Here is a 19,497-nt window from a genome sequence, read left to right as displayed (position 1 = left end):
AGCGTAATTTTTTTATAGTAACCAAGTGGTTTAATTGACCGTATTTTAACCAGGTCATTTACGTCACTTGGTTTTTGTTGTAACTACCGCTTATATAATTTTGCAATCAATAGAATATGAAGTGGTCCTAATGAGACTTTGGTCTTGGGAAGGTGAAGACTGGTGAAAAAGCCCCTTATCGTGCAAAAGTTTGGCGGAACTTCTGTGGGTTCAATTGAGAGAATCCACCAAGTCGCTGAACACATCATTAAGGCGAAAGATGATGGTAATCAAGTTGTCGTTGTTGTGTCTGCAATGTCAGGCGAAACAAATCGATTGATGGATCTAGCTAACCAAATAGATAGCGTTCCAACAGCTCGAGAACTTGATGTTTTGCTCTCTGCTGGTGAGCAAGTGTCGATGGCACTACTGGCAATGACCCTTAATAAATTGGGTTATGCTGCTCGCTCACTTACCGGAGCACAAGCGAACATTGTGACGGACAATCAACACAATGACGCGACGATTAAGCACATTGACACTTCTACGATCTTTGACTTACTTAAGCAAGATCAAATCGTTATCGTGGCAGGTTTCCAAGGTGTGAATGAAAATGGGGATATCACCACATTAGGTCGAGGTGGCTCTGATACGAGCGCAGTGACACTTGCAGGCGCGTTAAGTGCTGATGAGTGCCAAATCTTTACCGACGTTGATGGTATATATACTTGTGACCCTCGTGTAGTGAAAAACGCTCAGAAATTGGACGTTATCGATTTTCCTTCTATGGAAGCGATGGCGAGCCGAGGAGCGAAGGTACTGCATCTACCTTCTGTGCAATACGCATGGAAGAATAATGTGCCACTACGTGTGCTTTCGACCTTCGATATTAATGAAGGCAGTTTGGTGAAAGGGGAGGCGGGTAAGCAAGCCGTTTCCGGTATAGCGATTCAACGTGACCTTGCCATAATTGAAGTCGACAGTGACCACCTGTCTAGTGTCGCAAAGCAATGTCAGATGTTAGGCATCGACATTTGGAATGTGATCGAGGAAACAGAACGAACAGGTATCATGATAAAACAAGATGCATGTGCCAAGTTGGATCTGGTGTTCAGCGATAAAATCCGTAATAGTGAAGTAGTAAGCCTGTTGACCGCAGTGGGGCTTGAAGCCAATGGAATGGTTGAGCACGCATGCGATTTGTTGGCACAGCAAGATATTGCAATTAATTTCTGCTCAACGAATGCACTCACTATGATGCTAGTCTTACCACCAGAGTGTGTGGATACAGCAGCAAATATTCTCCATGATGCTTACATTAGATCGAGTGAAGCATTAAGCATTCAGCAAAAACATGCCTTTTTAGGCTAATTTTCCGTAACAAGGTAGTTTACGAAAATATAACTTTTGTTGGATAATAGCTTTGTAGCAAGAAAATTTAGAGATTACTCAAGGAGCAAAGAATGCTAATTTTGACTCGCCGCGTAGGCGAAACACTGATGATTGGTGATGAAGTGACTGTAACTGTACTAGGTGTAAAAGGTAACCAAGTACGTATCGGCGTTAACGCTCCGAAAGAGGTTTCAGTTCACCGTGAAGAAATCTACATGCGCATTCAAGCTGAAAAAGGCAATGGTAACGTTGCTTCTGGTAACTACTAAGCTGCTCCTATTTATAGAGCTTAGTTTGAATGAAAAAGGCTAGCCATTGGGCTGGCCTTTTTAGTTTTAGATAAATGTCATTTTTTAAGAGAAGATTCTCTTTTTTTCATCATAATAGAGTGATAAAGTTTGTTTAATAATCACTTTGATTAAATCCGCATCGGTTAAGCGATTTTTGCGTTTTTTTTCAAAGAAAGTGTTTGACATATTTTCGGTAAAACGTAATATGTGCCTCCGCAAGACGGTGAGGTGGCCGAGAGGCTGAAGGCGCTCCCCTGCTAAGGGAGTATACGGTTTATCCCGTATCGAGGGTTCGAATCCCTCCTTCACCGCCATTCTTGCAACGTTGATTTATCAACAAAAAGTGCGTCCTTAGCTCAGCTGGATAGAGTACCTGGCTACGAACCAGGCGGTCGGAGGTTCGAATCCTCCAGGACGCGCCATATCTCTTTTGAGATATAACAATGAAAACGGTGAGGTGGCCGAGAGGCTGAAGGCGCTCCCCTGCTAAGGGAGTATACGGTTTATCCCGTATCGAGGGTTCGAATCCCTCCTTCACCGCCATTCATTGACTGGCCCGTTGGCCTTTTTTTTGTTTCGTAAGAAATGAAATGTGATGTACTTCACACCTTCCTAGCAAGAAGAATTGCGCGTCCTTAGCTCAGCTGGATAGAGTACCTGGCTACGAACCAGGCGGTCGGAGGTTCGAATCCTCCAGGACGCGCCACTATTTAATAATTCGTTTGATAAACGGGTTATACAAAGTAAAATAAAGATTATTGCGCGTCCTTAGCTCAGCTGGATAGAGTACCTGGCTACGAACCAGGCGGTCGGAGGTTCGAATCCTCCAGGACGCGCCACTCTTTAGGGTTTCTTTAGTGAACTCCTGATATTGGAAATACCGATATCGAAAACTGCGCGTCCTTAGCTCAGCTGGATAGAGTACCTGGCTACGAACCAGGCGGTCGGAGGTTCGAATCCTCCAGGACGCGCCACTCTTTAGGGTTTCTTTAGTGAACTCCTGATATTGGGAATACCGATATCGAAAACTGCGCGTCCTTAGCTCAGCTGGATAGAGTACCTGGCTACGAACCAGGCGGTCGGAGGTTCGAATCCTCCAGGACGCGCCACTCTTTAGGGTTTCCTAGTGAACTCCTGATATTGGGAATACCGATATCGAAAACCGTGCGTCCTTAGCTCAGCTGGATAGAGTACCTGGCTACGAACCAGGCGGTCGGAGGTTCGAATCCTCCAGGACGCGCCACTCTTTAGGGTTTCCTTAGTGAACTCCTGATATTGGGAATACCGATATCGAAAACTGCGCGTCCTTAGCTCAGCTGGATAGAGTACCTGGCTACGAACCAGGCGGTCGGAGGTTCGAATCCTCCAGGACGCGCCACTCTTTAGGGTTTCCTAGTGAACTCCTGATATTGGGAATACTGATATCAAAAACCGTGCGTCCTTAGCTCAGCTGGATAGAGTACCTGGCTACGAACCAGGCGGTCGGAGGTTCGAATCCTCCAGGACGCGCCACTCTTTAGAAAAAGCCTCGCTTATGCGGGGCTTTTTTGTATCTGAGAACTGGCCCCTTTCTTATCGGTACTGTCCTCAGTCATTCCAGCGTTTCTGTTTTAAGATTGTGCGACTTCTTGCCATCAACTCATTGCTAAACCTTCAGATCTAACCTAATCGTTTATAACCGCCACAAGAAAGGATTACTCGATGTTAGGGAAGACTCTGATTGGCTGCACTCTTGGGTTGGTATGTGTAGCTCAAACCGCAAATAGCTCGGAAGGCGATGATATTCCTCAACGGGCTCAGACCGTCAGTGATGTTATAGACCGCCCAGGAGTGCTCACGCCGCGAGGACAGTGGTCATTCGACACATCACTCAGCTACACGCAAAACTCTTCAAATAAAGTCTCTGTGGTTGGTTATACCGTGTTACCAACATTGATCGTGGGACGAATTGAGGTCAGTGATGCTGATAGAACTACAGTTACGGTTGGCTTAACCGCTCGCTATGGTTTGACCAACGCTACGGAATTGGAGGTTCGGCTGCCCTACGTTTATCGAAACGACCAGATTGCAACGCGCCCTATTCAGGACGGTTCGAATGCTGACGTGGTCAATACAACAATCGATGGTGGCGGGATGGGAGATGTTGAGCTTGCGATTCGCCACCAGTTTAATTTTGATAGTGCACCTTATTGGGTCGGTGGTTTAAGAGTCAAATCCGATACTGGGCGTTCGCCTTACGATGTTTCTATAGACGAAGGCAGCAATTCCTTTAGTGATGTGCCGACGGGATCTGGTTTTTGGAGTTTTGAACCCAACATTTCAATGATCTATCCAACAGACCCAGCGGTGCTGTATGCAAGCCTGAGCTACATCTATAACTTGGAAGAGAATGTTACTGTTGGAGATACCAAAGCAGACGTTGATCTTGGTGATACCATTGCGTTAGCGGGAGGGATGGGCTTTGCCGTCAATCCAGACTTGTCTTTTTCGTTAGGGTTAAGCCACAAAACGATTTTGAAAAGTAAAGTGAACGGCAGCTCGGCTGATGACGCGAAGTTACTTCAATTGGATGCACTGACGTTCGGTGTTAATTATGCCTTTAGCCCTAGAGCATCGCTCAACGTAAGTGCGCAAGCTGGATTAACCGAAGATACCCCAGATTTTCAATTAACGATTCGTGTGCCATTTAATCTGTAGTAGATGAATACAGAGGAATTTAAGGGTTGTTGTGATGACAGCCCCTTTTTGTACAAGCGCTTATTGTGGGCAATTATTGGAGGTGATTCAACAGTGCGTCTTCTAGTTGCTGGTTTGCACGAATTTGTTGCATTACGCCACTCACTTGCGCATCGATGTCGACCAGTGTACTTAAACCAATCACACTGTTATCTGTGGTGTTTTGAATGATGTTGATGATGCTGGAATTGATGAACTCTGAGCTAATGATATTTGGTTGATTCGGGTTCGTCACATCTGGTGAGTTTGCGCGGTTATCACTTATAAAGTTGCCTTCGCCAAATTGAATGATGTTGACGATGCCTTGATCGAGAGGGTTACCTAGACCATCTGAGCTATTGCTGCCGCTAATATTGGTAAGGTGGCCATTCTCAATAACTAAATTGGCAATGGTGGTATTTAGGATATCTTGTCCATTGATTGTGGTGGTAATACTTAATCCGATGTTGATGATGTAATCGTCAGTGACTTGAAAGCCACCACGAAGTTCGGATAACGAATTCGGTGGAAGTGGGGTTAACCCCGTTAGATCCACTTCATTCGCTAGAGAAAGTGTCGAAGTCAAAACACTGCATGTCAGAATCCACTTAGGTAGCCTCATAACCACACCTCATCTAGTTCTCTCCAGCGACGGGGAGCGTAATGCTAAACACACCGAGAGAATCTCTTTGCACACCGCTTTCTAGGGGAGAGGAATGATAAATAGCAAACTTATCGTCAGTAATAAAACCAGATCGACCAACTTCAGCTTCGTTACGGATTAGAAGCACAATCCCTTGATAGTATTTCTGGAACTCTTCGTATTTCATGATCATGGTGCCCCGAGATGGATCACCTAAGATCACGGAGTCTGCGTTCATTCCTCTGATCACCACGAAGTGCATGTAACCATCAAAATTGACGAGTGTGATCCCTGGGACCCCTACATTGCGAATCTTTTCTAATCCTACTTGAAAGCCGTCTGAGTTAAGTCCAATGGAATCGAGGTAAACTTTCATGTCTAGTAGTGAAAAGCCTTTCTCTTTGATCTTCTTTTTATCTCCCTTGTCGTACATGCTTTTAAAAATATCTTGTTCTGACGAAGGGGTTTGATAGTGATAGGTCAATAGAGAGGCCAGTGCTGCTGAACCACAACTGAAATCATACTGTTGACGAAATACATCACCAAATACGATTTCTTTGTAGCTTTTAACAGGCACAGAAAAATGTCCCCGATGAGGGAGAAACTCCAATGAATTGGCTGAAGCTGACAGAGCCAGCAACAGCCAAGGTAAGTTTTGCCAAACTTTCATATCAATATTTACTTGAGTGTCAGGTTAACGACGGTTGAGTTCTGGATTAGAACGTTGTTACCAGTATTCTGAATCACGCTCGATATCCCTGAACTGTCTGCGAACGCTCCTGGTGAGAGTATGTTGTTTCCGCTCACGGTATTGGTCGCTACGTTATCTGAAGAAATGCCATCTACATCTGATTCTGCATAAACAAGGTCTAGCTCAACATTCTGGCCACCTCTTGCTTCATTCATTGTTTCTAGACTGACACTTTCATCAGATAACGTTATGTCTTCTGCGTGTGCGGAAAAAGCAACTATCATACCCAAGGTACACAGTGCCAAACGCATCGCTTTCTCCTAGCTTCCTTTACTCACCACCGGTAAACACACTGGCATTGGTAGCAACAGACTGTTGAATCAGTGAGTTCGCTCCGGCATTTTGTGCCACAGTTGTAATACCCGCAGCACTATCTAAACCGCCAAGGTTATTCACGTTTTCAACTTTCACTTTTGCGTCTTTCTCTCCTGCATCGTAAGTGACCGATGCTGAGTGAACTTGCCCCATCACTTCCGAGTTTGCTACGACCATATCTGTATCCATGTTGATTTGGTTGAAGCTGTCCGTGTTAGTTGTGCTTGAGTCACTGTTGTCGTTGTAGCTATCGTTTGTGCTGCTATCGCTGTTGTCGTTCGCGTAGCTTCGGTTATCGCTTTGATCACGATTATCACTTTGATCACGATTGTCCGAGTTATTGTCAGCGTAACTACGGTTGTCACTATTGTCGTTGTTGCTGTCATTAACGCTTGAATCACTGTTATCGTTGTTACTACGACGAGTGGTTGTGCTTGAATCACTATTGTCGTTATTACTACGTGTAGTGTTCATGCTGGAATCAGAGTTGTCGTTTGCGTAACTACTGCTGTTGTCGCTGCTATCGCTTTGGTCACGGTTATCTGATTGATCTCGGTAGTCTGCTTGGTCACGGTTATCGCTGTTGTCGTTGTAACTGCCATTCGTACTTGAGTTGGAGTTATCGTTCGCATAGCTACTGCTGTTGTCATTATTGCTTTGGTTGGTGCTCGCGTTGTGGTCACTGTTGTCGTTGTTACTACGCGTGGTGTTCATGCTTGAATCTGAATTGTCATTCGCATTATTGGTACTACTGTTATTGTAGCTACCGTTAGTACTTGCATTGCTACTGTCGCTGTTATCACTGTTGTCGTTGTTACTCCGAGTCGTGTTCATGCTTGAATCAGAACTGTCGTTCGCATTATTCGTACTGTTGTTGTTGTAACTACGATTTGTATTTGCATCAGCACTGCTGGCGTCATTTGTGCTGCTGTTCGTTTGTGTAGTGGTTTGTGTTGCCGTGTTTGCGCTGTTCGTCCATTGCTTATTGTCATCGCCATCATCAATACCGTTAGCAGCTAATACTGAACCACTAAAAAGAATCGCTGACATTGCGATAGCAAGCCCTGTTTTGTTAAGAGTCATGTTGATTACTCCATTTCCTGATATTTCCTAATTAAAAATGACTGCACGTAAACTTCTTGCTGCCTCCTTAACTGCGGAAGCGAGAGAATTATAGGTAAGGGTTTTTGGGGGCGTTTCTTATGAATGAGAAAACTATCAGTAGTGAGTAAAATGAAGAATAGAAGCTAGTTGGCTTACTGATAAAAGCTAATTTTTATCATCAACTTAGTGAGAATAGCTCTCATTAGGGTGCTTCAAGTATGAAAATATCTGACTAATAAGGCTGAAAAAGTAGGTTTTTGCTCATCAGATGACTCAGCCTAAAATTCCAGCGGTTAAGTCGATGTTTAGACCCCTGAATTGAAGGTGTCAGTAAGAACAAGCAGTTAAATTAGGTTGGGTGGAAAGGTGTCGTCTCTACATTTAAAAATGCTCAATCCTTTTGGTTATTTTACGTCGTAGGTGTGCCCGTAAAGTCAGCCTGAACTGCTATATTTTCTCTATTGATAATTTTATTGATCATCAATGTGGTGATCAGAAAACACTGGCACATGGAGGTAGGTAGTAAAGGTGTCAGCAAACAGTGGTGGATACTATGGGAACCAAGCATCTTCTCCTTCTAGCGGAGAATAATCTTCAAACCAGTTTAATAGAGGGGCAATTATCAATCGCACCTGATGTAAAAGTCAGAACGTGTTTACCAGAAGAGGCCGTCTTTCGCAGTCATACCATGAGCATCGATCTTGTGTTTATTGACTATGACTTTATGAGGCGACTTGAATCCAGAGGTTTGCTCCCGGATTTCGATTTATTCGGTTGGCCGCTAATGATTCATAACGTACCAAGCGAGAGCGTTGAAAATGAATTGTTGCGATGGAAGCTACTTAAAGGCATTTTGCTACAAAGTGCTTCTGTGTCCCACATAAGCGAGAGTGTGGAATATATATTTCAAGGAGGATTGTGGTTACCAAGGGTGTATTTAGAAACGTTAATCAACAACTACAGACACTCGAATGTTTCGATGGAATGCCAACATGATTCGCTAACCAGTCGTGAGAGGCAAATTTTAGAGTTGCTGGCTTATGGAATATCAAACCAGCAGATCGCTTCACAGTTGTTTTTGTCAGAGAGTACGGTGAAAAGCCATATCTATAAGTTGTACAAGAAACTGGATGTACATTGCCGTCATGATGCTATCAAGATAGTGCGGATGAACGGGGGGGTAACTGCACAATAAGTACTCAAAAAAGAATGCGTAAATAATCATAAGCTCATTCAAGAGCGGCTAGTTTAACAACCCGAGGGGCAAACCTTTGCTCGTATCACCTTATTCGCATTTTACTTTTGGTGTGATTACTTAAGAAATAAATTGTAAATCAGTTGTTTTAATTTGGTTAAATCGATATAGGTTTCTGTTTTTATTTTATTTTCTGCCTTCATTTAGATTGATTTTTTGAAATACCAATCGCAGTTTTTATAATCACTTTAATTTAGTGTGGTTATAAGTTAAACATTCTTATGTTCAACGATGATTTTCTCTCGAATTGTGATCTGGGTAGTGAATAAATAATCAATATTAAAGATTAATTAAAAGCTTCCTTAAACAAAATTGACAAAATTTAACCAATCGAGATAATCCATTGGTCGGGATTTGACGCTATTAGAGTCCTGCGCATTGTCAGGATGACAAAGAAAGGAAGCAACATGACGAATATAGGAAGCCTGCTAGTAGATGCGGCCACCCTGATGCTAACAGGGATGGCGGTCGTATTTATTTTCCTCACCATTCTAGTTTATCTCGTTCGGCTTTTGTCGAGATTGGTACCAGAAGAAGTACCTGAGCCGATCGCAGCACCAAAAACACGCACCAACGTTCAATCAACCTCTTCAGCTGTTAGTCCACAAGTAGTGGCGGCGATTTCGGCGGCGATTCATAAACATCGCGCCTCTGTCGCGAAGTAGCCGAAAGATAGGATTAAAAAGGAGTTTAAGAGCATGTCTAAACCACTAGCTATTACGGATGTGGTCCTTCGTGACGCCCATCAATCACTGTTTGCTACGCGTATGCGTATCGAAGATATGCTGCCTATCGCAGCGGAATTGGACAAAGTTGGTTACTGGTCATTAGAGACCTGGGGTGGCGCAACTTTTGATTCTTGTATTCGATTTCTGGGAGAAGACCCATGGGAGCGTCTACGTGAGTTAAAAAAAGCAATGCCAAACACGCCGATGCAAATGCTACTTCGTGGTCAAAACCTTTTAGGATACCGCCATTATGCTGATGACGTAGTAGAGAAGTTTGTTGAGCGTGCACACGTTAACGGAATGGATGTGTTCCGTATTTTCGACGCAATGAATGACGTACGAAACTTTCAAACGGCTGTTAAGGCTGCTGTGGATGTTGGTGCACATGCTCAGGGTACGCTGTCTTACACGACCAGCCCAGTGCATAACACAGAGACGTGGGTGGATTTAGCAAAACGCTTAGAAGATCTCGGTTGTCACTCTCTGTGTATCAAAGACATGTCTGGTTTGCTCAAGCCTTATGAAGCAGAAGAGCTGATCACTCGCATCAAAGCATCCTGTGATGTGCCACTAGCGCTTCACTGTCATGCAACGACGGGGTTATCAACCGCGACTGCTGTAAAGGCCGTAGAAGCCGGAATTGATATCCTTGATACCGCGATCTCTTCAATGAGTTGTACTTATGGCCATACGCCGACAGAAACTGTGGTAGCGATGTTGCAAGGTACAGAGCGTGATACCAACTTAAAACTGGACCAAATTGAGCCTATTGCGGCTTACTTCCGTGAAGTGCGTAAGAAGTACGCGAAATGGGAAGGGCAATTGAAAGGGGTGGATTCTCGTATCCTCATTGCTCAGGTTCCTGGTGGCATGTTAACCAACATGGAAGGCCAACTTAAAGAACAAGGGGCGGCAGACCGTCTTGATGAAGTTCTGGAAGAGATCCCACGCGTGCGTGAAGATCTTGGTTTTATTCCCCTAGTAACACCAACCTCACAGATCGTCGGCACCCAAGCCGTTATTAACGTGCTGACAGGTGAACGTTATAAGAGCATCACGAAAGAAACCGCAGGCTTATTAAAAGGTGAATACGGTGCAGCACCTGCCGCATTGAACGCCGATCTGCAAGCAAAAGTTCTTGATGGAAAAGAGGCGATCACGTGTCGTCCTGCTGATCTATTGAAACCTGAAATGGAGACGCTTACTGTCGATTTGATGGAGAAAGCACAGTCTGATGGTATCAAGTTGGCAAGTGAGCGTGTGGATGATGTATTGACGTATGCTTTGTTCCCTCAAGTTGGTCTCAAATTCCTTAAGAACCGTGACAACCCAGATGCGTTTGAACCTGCTCCAACGCTAGAGTCAGCGAAACCAGCAGCTCCGGTAGCGCCAGTAGCAACCGGTGGTGTTGAGACTTATAGCGTTCGTGTGGATGGCCAAGTGTACGAAGTGGAAGTCGGTCCACAAGGACAGCTGGCGTCTGTTACTCCAAATGTTTCAGCAGCTCCAGTACAACCAAGTGCTCCCGTAGCTCCAGCAAATACTTCTGCGGAAGCAGTACCGGCACCGCTTGCCGGTAACATCTTTAAAGTGAATGTTCAGCCAGGCGCTGAAGTGGCTGAAGGGGATGTTCTGCTTATCTTAGAAGCGATGAAGATGGAAACCGAAGTTCGCGCGGCTCGTGGTGGCGTAGTGCAAGAGCTGAATGTGAAAGAAGGTGATGCCGTTACTGTTGGTTCACCGCTTCTGAGCTTAGCATAAGGGAGTATCATGGACGGATTGATGACCTTATGGTCAGAAACAGGGATCGCGAACTTTGAGTTCGGCCAAATCTGTATGATGTTGGTTGGTTGTGCGCTGCTGTTTTTGGCGATCAAAAAAGGCTTTGAGCCATTGTTGCTATTGCCTATTGGTTTTGGTGCCATCTTGGCTAACATTCCAAATGCAGGCTTTACTGACCCAGGTGGCTTGCTTTACTACGTGTATTACATCGGGATCGAATCAGGTGTCTTCCCACTCTTGATCTTCATGGGTGTCGGTGCGATGACGGACTTTGGTGCCTTAATTGCGAACCCGAAAACGTTGTGGTTAGGGGCCGCTGCTCAGTTTGGTATTTTTGCGACACTATTTGGCGCGATTTTACTTAACTACGTTCCTGGTATGGAATTCTCCATGGCTGATGCATCGTCTATCGCCATCATTGGTGGTGCAGATGGACCTACGGCGATTTTCTTAGCAAGTAAACTGTCTCCGGACCTACTTGGTGCGATTGCCGTTGCGGCATACAGCTACATGGCGTTGGTGCCGATTATTCAGCCTCCGATCATGAAAGCACTTACGACCAAAGAAGAGCGTCAAATTAAGATGGCTCAACTGCGTCATGTCGGTAAGTGGGAAAAAGTACTGTTCCCACTTGCTGTGTTGCTGATGACAATTCTATTCCTGCCATCGGCTACACCTTTGGTTGGTATGTTCTGTTTAGGCAATTTGATGCGCGAAGCGGGTGTAGTGGATCGTTTATCCAAAACCGCTCAAAACGAGCTGATCAACATCGTGACCATCTTCTTAGGTCTTGGTGTCGGCTCTAAACTGCAAGCTGAACAGTTTTTGAATCTAGAAACACTTGGCATTCTGGGTTTAGGCGCAGTGGCATTCAGTATCGGTACTGGTGCAGGTGTTCTGATGGCGAAGCTTCTCAACAAGTTCTCGAAAGAAGACATCAACCCACTTATCGGTGCTGCGGGTGTTTCAGCGGTACCAATGGCAGCTCGTGTTGTGAACAAAGTTGGCTTAGAAGCGAACCCACAAAACTTCCTGTTGATGCATGCGATGGGGCCAAACGTAGCCGGTGTACTTGGCTCCGCAGTCGCGGCTGGTATCTTGTTAGCGCTAGTAGGCTAATCGTCTTGTTCGATTTTTGGTGGATACGCTACGACATAGAATTATCCACCAATTTACAAATTGACGATTAACTTCGGTAAACAAAATGGTTTATAGTCAAAGGGATGCTTTCGCATCCCTTTTTGTTTTCTCGCAGGGAATGGGCTATGGAACACAAACAGATAGTGATTACTAAGTTTGGCGATGCAGACGTTCTCGCCATTCAAACCGCACCAACACCCTCACCTCAAAAGGGTGAAATCCTCATAAAAGTCGCCTATTCAGGCATTAATCCTATCGACGTGAAAACGCGCGCGGGGTTAGGTTGGGCGGCCGCACAAAATAAAGATAACCTTCCTTGGGTTCCGGGGTATGACGTTTCTGGCAAAGTGGCGTCTTGTGGGGAAGGGACATCACGTTTTGAAGTCGGGGACGAGGTTGCTGGTTTCATTGGATTTCCAGCTCGTGGTGGTGGTTACAGCCAATACCTTTGTGTTCCTGAGTCAGCTCTCAGCCGTATTCCCAATTCAGTGACTTTAGAAGCTGCGGCTGCACTTCCTCTGGCAGGGCAAACGGCGGCTCAAGCATTAAGCAAGGCTAATGTTACTGAAGGCGACCGAGTGTTGATTCTCGCTGGTGCAGGTGGTGTTGGCCACATAGCGGTACAAATCGCCGTAGCAACCAAAGCCGAAGTCTTTACCACCTGCAGTGAGCGGAATTTAGACTACCTCGCGACGCTGGGAGCACATGCAGTGAACTATCAATTTGCGCCAGTGTCAGAACGTGTTGAAGATGTGGATGTGTTGATCGATCTTGTCGGTGGTGACGCCGCTTTAGATGCTCTGAAATGTTTGACTGATAACGCCCGAGTGATCACCGTTCCGACCATAACGGCTGAGTTGATTTGTGAGAAAGCAAAACTGCTTGGTTTTGATGCCAGTGGCATGCTGGTGGAGCCGGATCGTGAGCAGCTCGACACCTTACTTTATATGGTGGGGGTTGGTCTGCTAAAAACAGAAATTCAACATGTTTATCCGATGAACGAGGTTGTGGATGCCCACCGACAAGTTGAATCCGGACGGACACGAGGCAAGATATTGCTTGATATGACATGCTAGAGGCATTTAATGCAGCCTTTGAAAATTTAGCACTATGGTTTTCTGACTCCGCATTATGGGTGTTGTTCATTACTGGATTTCTTAGCGCTACCCTCTTGCCGGGGGGCTCTGAAGCTGGATTGATCGCGACCCTCTCGTTAAACCAGTATTCCGCTACTTCCATCATTATTGTCGCCACGATTGGTAACACGCTTGGTGGATTGACCAACTATTGGCTTGGGCTTTGGATTCCAAATAAGACAAAAGATGAAAAACACGGCCATACGGCACTTAAATGGCTGTCCAAGTATGGATATTGGGGATTGTTCTTTAGCTGGTTACCAGTGATAGGTGACCCGCTATGTTTAGCGGCAGGATGGTTAAGGATGAAATTTCTGCCGTGTATGGTTTTGATATTTTTAGGCAAAGCAGCAAGGTACTCCTTGTTAGCCGCCATCTATCTCGGTTTATTTTAAGGAAAGCGCATGAGAATGTTTTGGGTAAGCGCGTGCTCACTGTTGGTGATCACGGGCTGTGCATCAAACGCCCCAGTATCATCATTGCCTGATGGGGTTACTTTCGTCGAAGCGTCGAAAGCAGAAGAAGGCAAAGTTAAAATTCCATACCAGAAGTATCAACTAGACAACGGTTTAACGGTGATTCTGGCACCAGAGGATTCCGATCCACTTGTGCACGTTGATGTGACATACCATGTTGGTTCTGCACGAGAAGAAATTGGTAAATCTGGTTTTGCTCACTTCTTCGAACACATGATGTTTCAAGGTTCAGAGAACGTTGGTGACCAGCAACACTTTAAGATCATTACTGAAGCGGGTGGTACTTTAAATGGTACAACTAACCGTGATCGCACTAACTACTTTGAAACTGTCCCAGCTAACCAACTTGAGAAAATGCTGTGGTTAGAATCGGACCGCATGGGCTTTTTGCTTGATGCCGTTTCGCAACACAAGTTCGAGATCCAGCGCTCAACAGTAAAAAATGAACGAGCCCAGCGCTACGACAACCGTCCGTATGGTTTGATTTGGGAGCGTATGGCTGAAGCGCTTTATCCTGAAGGTCATCCATATTCATGGCAAACCATTGGCTATGTGGAAGATCTCGATCGTGTTGACGTGAACGATCTGAAAGCCTTCTTCTTGCGTTGGTACGGTCCAAACAATGCTGTGGTGACTATTGGTGGCGATATTGATGTTGAACAGACGCTTGAGTGGGTGAACAAATACTTTGGCTCTATCCCTCGCGGCCCTGAGGTCGATAATGCGCCGAAACAACCAGCGAAGCTGGCAGAGAGTAAGTTCATCACGCTGGAGGACCGAATCCAACAGCCAATGGTAATGATTGCTTGGCCAACCACTTACAGCGGTGAAGCAAGCCAAACTTCGTTAGACACACTTTCTAGCGTATTAGGCAGCGGCACCAACAGTGTGCTCTACCAAGATTTAGTGAAGACACAAAAAGCAGTGGATGCGGGTGCATTCCATGATTGTGCTGAGCTGTCTTGTAACTTCTATGTTTACGCGATGGGCGATTCTGGTGACAAAGGGGACCTGTCAAAGCTTTATGATGAATTAATGGTATCGCTGAACAAGTTTGCGAAAGATGGCGTGACAAAAGACCGTCTTGACCAACTAAAAGGTCAAGAAGAAGCGAATGCGATCTTTGCACTGGAAAGCGTTAAAGGCAAGGTGACGCAACTTGCTTCCAACCAAACGTTCTTTGGCCAGCCTGATTTAATTGAGAAACAGCTTGAGCAGATCCGTGCAGTAACACCAGAATCAGTAGAAAAAGCTTACAGCGACTTTATCCAAGGGAAGAACAAAGTTACTTTGAGTGTGGTGCCAAGAGGGAAAACAGAATTGGCAGTGAAACCTGCTACATTTGTCACCCCAAAACGCACATTACCTGAATATCAAAAGATCACGGATGACCAGTTAGCCTACCGTCGTGCGACTGACAACTTCGATCGTTCTGTTCAGCCTCCGGTTGGTGCTCCAGTCGAAGCAACCATGCCCAAGCTTTACGACATCCATTTCAATAATGGTTCAGAGTTACTTGGTACGGTGAGCAATGAAACGCCAACCATGATGATGCAGTTCAGTCTCCCGGCAGGGACGCGTTTTGTTGAAGAAGGCAAGGAAGGTCTGGCACAGTTGACCGCTGCGATGCTGCAAGAAGGCACAACGCAACACAGTGTGGAAGAGATTCAAGCTGAGCTTGATAAATTAGGTAGTGTTATCTCTGTTGATGCGACGGGCTATACGACTGACATCAGTGTGTCCTCACTAGAGAAAAACCTAGCACCAACACTCAAGATTGTTGAAGAGATGTTGTTGTCGCCTGCATTTAAAGAAGAAGACTTTGAACGAGTGAAAATGCAAGCGTTAGAAGGCTTAGTTTACGAACATCAAAAACCAAGCTGGATGGCCGCGCAAGCCAGCCGCCAAGTTTTGTACGGTGATTCAGCTTTTGCTCGTCCAAAAGAAGGCACCAAGGCCGGAGTAAAGGCGCTAACACTAGACGATGTTCGAGACTTCTATGCGAAGCACTATACACCGCAAGGAGCGCAGATCATTGCGGTGGGCGATATCAATAAAGCAGACGTAGAAAAACAACTGACGTTTTGGTCTAACTGGAAAGCAGAAGCTGCACCGTTGTATTCTCCGCAAAAAGTAACCCCTTTGGGTAAGCAACAAATTCACCTAGTGGATAAGCCTGGAGCGCCACAAAGTGTCGTGATGCTCGTACGCCAAGGTATGCCTTACGATGCGACTGGTGATTTTTACCTAGGTCAGCTAGCGAACTTTAATCTGGCGGGTAACTTCAATAGCCGTATCAACCAAAACCTTCGTGAAGACAAAGGCTACACTTATGGTGCTTATGGTTATTTCTCCGGTAATGCGGAAACTGGCTCGGTTGTTTTCACTGCACAAGTGCGTGCGGATTCAACAGTTGCGTCTATTATCGAGATGGAGAATGAGTTGAACGAGTTCTCACAATCGGGCATGACTGACGATGAATTGAAATTTATGCGCCAAGCGGTCGGTCAAAAAGATGCGCTGAAATATGAGACGCCAACACAGAAAGCGAAACTCATCAGTGATATTTTGAAATACGACTTAGATAAAGACTATTTACAGCAACGAAACGCTATTGTTGAGAAAGTTGATAAGCAGACTCTCAACGCTCTAGCCGAAAAATGGTTTGACCCGAACGACTATCAAATCGTGGTTGTCGGGGATGCAAAATCCCTTCGCCCTCAACTAGAAAAGTTAGGGAAAGACGTGGAAGAGCTTGAAATCATTCGATAGAGTACACATTTAATAGCGGAGAGGAGACTCTCCGCTATTCGTTTCTAACTAGATAAATGACTTTTTGATGGGTTATTTATCTAGATGGATTATATATCAATAACTTAGCTTTCACTTGCCACGCTTGGCGAGTGTCCTGCTCCCAATATAAGCGAACCTCATTTTGACTGATTTTGCTGCGCGACTAAAACAAGTTGCATCAAACCCAGAAGTATTTAAGCAGTTTGGACGCGGTGTTGAGCGAGAAACTTTGCGCTATCGTCAGGATGGACACCTAGCAACAACACCTCATCCAGAGGGTTTGGGCTCAGCGTTCACAAACAAATGGATCACGACAGACTTTTCAGAATCTCTACTGGAATTCATTACGCCTGTATCACATGATATCCCTGAATTGATCGGGCAGTTGAAAGACATCCATCACTTCACTCAAACCAAAATGGGTGAAGAGAAAATGTGGCCACTTTCGATGCCATGTTATGTAGGCACTGAAGATGATATTCAGCTAGCTCAATATGGCTCATCAAACTCAGCAAAAATGAAAACGCTTTACCGTGAAGGTTTAAAACGCCGCTACGGTAGCTTAATGCAAATTATCTCGGGGGTGCACTTCAACTTCTCTTTCCCTGAATCGTTCTGGGATGCACTACATGGAGAGCAAGATGAAGAAGCTCGTCAAGAAACAAAATCCGCAGCGTACTTTGCTCTAATCCGTAATTACTATCGCTTTGGTTGGATGATCCCGTATTTCTTTGGTGCGTCACCAGCATTGTGTGGTTCGTTCATTCAAGGACGTGAAACTGACCTGCCATTTGAGAAAATTGGCGGGACGCTTTTCTTACCAAAAGCAACCTCTCTGCGTCTGAGTGATCTCGGTTACACCAACAGCGCGCAAAGCGTGCTTAAGATTGGCTTTAACAGCATTGAACAGTATCTTGAAGGCTTAAGTGACGCTATTCGTCGTCCATCGGATGAGTTTGCAGAGATTGGTGTGAAAGTGGATGGCGAATACCGTCAATTGAACTCAAACATTCTGCAAATTGAGAACGAGCTATACGCTCCAATTCGTCCTAAGCGTGTCACGCAAAGTGGTGAAAAACCATCTGAAGCTCTGACACGAGCGGGTGTTGAATACATTGAAGTCCGTTCTTTAGACGTAAACCCATTCAGTGCGGTTGGCGTGAGTGAGGAACAAGTTCGATTCTTGGACCTATTCCTAACATGGGCAGCGCTTTCTGACTCTGACCCTATGGATAACTGCGAGCTAGAATGCTGGCGTGACAACTGGAACAAAGTCATTGTTTCTGGCCGCGAGAAAGGCTTGATGCTGCAAATCGGCTGCCAAGGCGAACGTTTATCTCTGCAAGATTGGGCTCATCGTGTGTTCGCTGACCTTCGTCAGATTGCGGTTGAAATGGACACCGCGACTGGTGGTAATGCGTACCAAGCGGTTTGCGACAAACTGGAGTCTTGGATTGATGAGCCTGAGCTTACTATCTCTGGTCAATTGCTTGAGCTGACCAAAGAGCACGGCGGTTTGGGTAAAGTGGGGTGTGCGCTTGGTATGAAGTTCCGCGAAGAAAATCTAGCACATAGCTATGAGCAATACTCGGCAGATGCGATGGAAACTGAAGTCGCGACATCGGTAGAGAAACAAAAACAAGCAGAGCAAAGTGACACGTTATCCTTTGATGACTTCTTAGAAGATTACTTTGCTTATCTAAAACAATAATCAGCAGTAAGGGCAGGGATTGGACATTAAGCCGTTAGTGGTGTCTGTGCTTGGAAGCGTAATGTTAGCCGGTTGTGCGACAGCGCCCCCAAAGCAACAAGACAACCTATGTGAAATATTCCGAGAAAAATCTGGTTGGTATGAAGATGCCAAAGACATGGAAGAAGAGTGGGGTACGCCGATAAACGTGGCGATGGCGATCATCAAGCAAGAAAGTAGCTTTCGTCATGACGCTCGACCACCAAAGGATTACGTTCTCGGCTTTATTCCATGGGGGCGCGTAAGTAGCGCTTACGGTTATGCTCAAGCTCAAGACCCTGCTTGGGAAGATTTTCAAGATGCGACGGGTCAAGGTGGTTCACGTACTAACTTCGACGACTCAATGATGTTTGTCGGTTGGTATACCCATGAGACTCGTCGTCAATTAGGCATCTCATTGTGGGATCCTTACAAGCAGTACCTTGCTTATCATGAAGGACGTGGTGGATATAAGCGCGGAACCTATAATAGCAAGCCAAGCTTGTTAAAGGTTGCAAGACGCGTTGAGCAAACCGCAAAGACTTATGGCTGGCAGCTGAAGCAATGTCGTCAGGAACTAGAAGACAACAGCAGCTGGTTCTTTTAACCCCCTAACGAATTCATTTGGACTGGGGGAATGAATAGAAATCAATGCCAATACTCTTGAGTATTGGTCGTTACAATCAGGAGAGATGTAATGCCTTTATTAGACAGTTTTACCGTAGACCACACTCGCATGAATGCACCTGCAGTACGAGTGGCTAAAACGATGCAAACCCCTAAAGGGGATACCATCACGGTATTCGACTTGCGCTTTACTGCCCCGAACAAAGACATCCTTTCTGAACGAGGAATTCACACGCTAGAGCACCTGTATGCGGGCTTTATGCGCAATCATCTAAATGGTGAAAGTGTTGAGATTATTGATATTTCACCAATGGGCTGTCGTACAGGTTTTTACATGAGTCTAATCGGTACGCCTTCAGAGCAGCAAGTGGCTGACGCTTGGATTGCAGCAATGGAAGACGTATTAAAAGTAGAAAACCAAAACAAGATCCCTGAGCTGAACGAGTACCAATGTGGTACAGCGGCAATGCACTCTCTGGATGAAGCGAAGCAAATTGCAAAGAACATTCTAGAAGCGGGGGTTGCGGTGAATAAGAATGATGAGCTGGCACTACCAGAATCAATGCTGAAAGAGCTACGTATCGACTAACTTAGCTTTTCGTTCAGATAGCTGAAAACATAAGAGCCTGACAGTGTCAGGCT

17 protein-coding genes and 10 tRNA genes are annotated in these 19,497 nt (G+C 45.4%); 23 read left to right on the top strand and 4 right to left on the bottom strand.

The annotated features are described in order from the left end of the window. Nucleotides 1–162: 162 nt before the first annotated feature. The 13 genes from L1076_RS09220 (at nucleotide 163) to L1076_RS09160 (ending at nucleotide 4,358) form a co-directional block, all read left to right on the top strand. Nucleotides 163–1,350: an aspartate kinase gene (locus L1076_RS09220; RefSeq protein ID WP_038870262.1), complete on the top strand. Its 1,188-nt coding sequence runs from the start codon at nucleotides 163–165 to the stop codon at nucleotides 1,348–1,350. A 92-nt stretch (nucleotides 1,351–1,442) separates the two neighbouring features. Continuing rightward, nucleotides 1,443–1,640, top strand: coding sequence for a carbon storage regulator CsrA (csrA, locus tag L1076_RS09215; RefSeq protein ID WP_004415691.1), 198 nt, complete (start codon nucleotides 1,443–1,445; stop codon nucleotides 1,638–1,640). 243 nt (nucleotides 1,641–1,883) lie between these two features. Further along, a tRNA-Ser gene (locus tag L1076_RS09210) sits at nucleotides 1,884–1,975 on the top strand. A gap of 31 nt (nucleotides 1,976–2,006) precedes the next feature. Next, nucleotides 2,007–2,083, top strand: a tRNA-Arg gene (locus L1076_RS09205). Nucleotides 2,084–2,112: 29 nt separating this feature from the next. After that, nucleotides 2,113–2,204 (top strand) — tRNA-Ser (locus L1076_RS09200). Between the two features lie 86 nt (nucleotides 2,205–2,290). Beyond that, a tRNA-Arg gene (locus L1076_RS09195) sits at nucleotides 2,291–2,367 on the top strand. Between the two features lie 56 nt (nucleotides 2,368–2,423). Then, nucleotides 2,424–2,500: transfer RNA gene (locus L1076_RS09190), tRNA-Arg, on the top strand. 58 nt (nucleotides 2,501–2,558) lie between these two features. Further along, a tRNA-Arg gene (locus L1076_RS09185) sits at nucleotides 2,559–2,635 on the top strand. A gap of 58 nt (nucleotides 2,636–2,693) precedes the next feature. Beyond that, nucleotides 2,694–2,770, top strand: a tRNA-Arg gene (locus tag L1076_RS09180). 57 nt (nucleotides 2,771–2,827) lie between these two features. Continuing rightward, a tRNA-Arg gene (locus L1076_RS09175) sits at nucleotides 2,828–2,904 on the top strand. Nucleotides 2,905–2,962: 58 nt separating this feature from the next. Beyond that, a tRNA-Arg gene (locus L1076_RS09170) sits at nucleotides 2,963–3,039 on the top strand. A 57-nt stretch (nucleotides 3,040–3,096) separates the two neighbouring features. Next, nucleotides 3,097–3,173: transfer RNA gene (locus tag L1076_RS09165), tRNA-Arg, on the top strand. A gap of 189 nt (nucleotides 3,174–3,362) precedes the next feature. Then, nucleotides 3,363–4,358, top strand: coding sequence for a transporter (locus L1076_RS09160; protein WP_038882253.1), 996 nt, complete (start codon nucleotides 3,363–3,365; stop codon nucleotides 4,356–4,358). 73 nt (nucleotides 4,359–4,431) lie between these two features. Here L1076_RS09160 and L1076_RS09155 read toward each other — a convergent pair whose 3' ends face one another. Genes L1076_RS09155 through L1076_RS09140 form a run of 4 tightly spaced genes read right to left on the bottom strand, consistent with a single transcriptional unit; the run spans nucleotide 4,432 to nucleotide 7,168 of the window. Further along, nucleotides 4,432–4,998, bottom strand: coding sequence for a hypothetical protein (locus tag L1076_RS09155; RefSeq protein WP_237303526.1), 567 nt, complete (start codon nucleotides 4,996–4,998; stop codon nucleotides 4,432–4,434). A 13-nt stretch (nucleotides 4,999–5,011) separates the two neighbouring features. Continuing rightward, nucleotides 5,012–5,689 (bottom strand): C39 family peptidase, encoded by a 678-nt coding sequence (locus L1076_RS09150; protein ID WP_005534088.1) that lies wholly within the window; start codon nucleotides 5,687–5,689, stop codon nucleotides 5,012–5,014. An 8-nt stretch (nucleotides 5,690–5,697) separates the two neighbouring features. Further along, a complete protein-coding gene (locus tag L1076_RS09145) occupies nucleotides 5,698–6,021 on the bottom strand; it encodes a hypothetical protein (protein ID WP_038870446.1) in 324 nt (107 codons plus the stop codon). 19 nt (nucleotides 6,022–6,040) lie between these two features. Then, nucleotides 6,041–7,168 carry a hypothetical protein gene (locus L1076_RS09140; protein WP_038870445.1) on the bottom strand — a complete coding sequence of 376 codons (1,128 nt, stop codon included), beginning with the start codon at nucleotides 7,166–7,168 and terminating at the stop codon, nucleotides 6,041–6,043. 574 nt (nucleotides 7,169–7,742) lie between these two features. Between L1076_RS09140 and L1076_RS09135 the strand changes: the two genes are divergently transcribed. The 10 genes from L1076_RS09135 to luxS all read left to right on the top strand — a co-directional run bounded on the left by L1076_RS09135 (nucleotide 7,743) and on the right by luxS (nucleotide 19,444). Continuing rightward, entirely contained in the window at nucleotides 7,743–8,384 is a 642-nt protein-coding gene (locus tag L1076_RS09135; RefSeq protein WP_237303525.1) for a response regulator transcription factor, read from the top strand. A gap of 467 nt (nucleotides 8,385–8,851) precedes the next feature. Continuing rightward, a complete protein-coding gene (locus L1076_RS09130; protein WP_038870443.1) occupies nucleotides 8,852–9,109 on the top strand; it encodes an oxaloacetate decarboxylase subunit gamma in 258 nt (85 codons plus the stop codon). Nucleotides 9,110–9,142: 33 nt separating this feature from the next. Then, the gene (gene oadA, locus L1076_RS09125) at nucleotides 9,143–10,933 is read left to right on the top strand and encodes a sodium-extruding oxaloacetate decarboxylase subunit alpha (RefSeq protein ID WP_054756375.1); all 1,791 of its coding nucleotides are present in this window, start codon (nucleotides 9,143–9,145) and stop codon (nucleotides 10,931–10,933) included. Nucleotides 10,934–10,942: 9 nt separating this feature from the next. After that, nucleotides 10,943–12,073 (top strand): sodium ion-translocating decarboxylase subunit beta, encoded by a 1,131-nt coding sequence (locus L1076_RS09120; RefSeq protein ID WP_038870452.1) that lies wholly within the window; start codon nucleotides 10,943–10,945, stop codon nucleotides 12,071–12,073. Between the two features lie 146 nt (nucleotides 12,074–12,219). Further along, nucleotides 12,220–13,170: an NADP-dependent oxidoreductase gene (locus L1076_RS09115; RefSeq protein WP_039975486.1), complete on the top strand. Its 951-nt coding sequence runs from the start codon at nucleotides 12,220–12,222 to the stop codon at nucleotides 13,168–13,170. Next, nucleotides 13,164–13,625, top strand: coding sequence for a YqaA family protein (locus L1076_RS09110; RefSeq protein ID WP_038870456.1), 462 nt, complete (start codon nucleotides 13,164–13,166; stop codon nucleotides 13,623–13,625). The genes L1076_RS09115 and L1076_RS09110 overlap by 7 nt, the downstream gene beginning before the upstream one ends. A gap of 9 nt (nucleotides 13,626–13,634) precedes the next feature. Beyond that, entirely contained in the window at nucleotides 13,635–16,478 is a 2,844-nt protein-coding gene (locus L1076_RS09105) for a pitrilysin family protein (RefSeq protein ID WP_039975488.1), read from the top strand. A 163-nt stretch (nucleotides 16,479–16,641) separates the two neighbouring features. Continuing rightward, nucleotides 16,642–18,210 carry a glutamate--cysteine ligase gene (gshA, locus tag L1076_RS09100; protein WP_039975489.1) on the top strand — a complete coding sequence of 523 codons (1,569 nt, stop codon included), beginning with the start codon at nucleotides 16,642–16,644 and terminating at the stop codon, nucleotides 18,208–18,210. A 19-nt stretch (nucleotides 18,211–18,229) separates the two neighbouring features. Continuing rightward, nucleotides 18,230–18,835 carry a hypothetical protein gene (locus L1076_RS09095; RefSeq protein ID WP_164492027.1) on the top strand — a complete coding sequence of 202 codons (606 nt, stop codon included), beginning with the start codon at nucleotides 18,230–18,232 and terminating at the stop codon, nucleotides 18,833–18,835. A 90-nt stretch (nucleotides 18,836–18,925) separates the two neighbouring features. After that, nucleotides 18,926–19,444 (top strand): S-ribosylhomocysteine lyase, encoded by a 519-nt coding sequence (luxS, locus tag L1076_RS09090; protein ID WP_038870464.1) that lies wholly within the window; start codon nucleotides 18,926–18,928, stop codon nucleotides 19,442–19,444. Nucleotides 19,445–19,497: the final 53 nt, after the last annotated feature.

The sequence above is a fragment of the Vibrio sp. MMG023 genome, assembly GCF_021654215.1.
GTDB lineage: Bacteria > Pseudomonadota > Gammaproteobacteria > Enterobacterales > Vibrionaceae > Vibrio > Vibrio jasicida.
The sequence above is the reverse complement of the archived record's forward strand: the minus strand, read 5'-3'. Positions and strand labels throughout refer to the sequence as shown.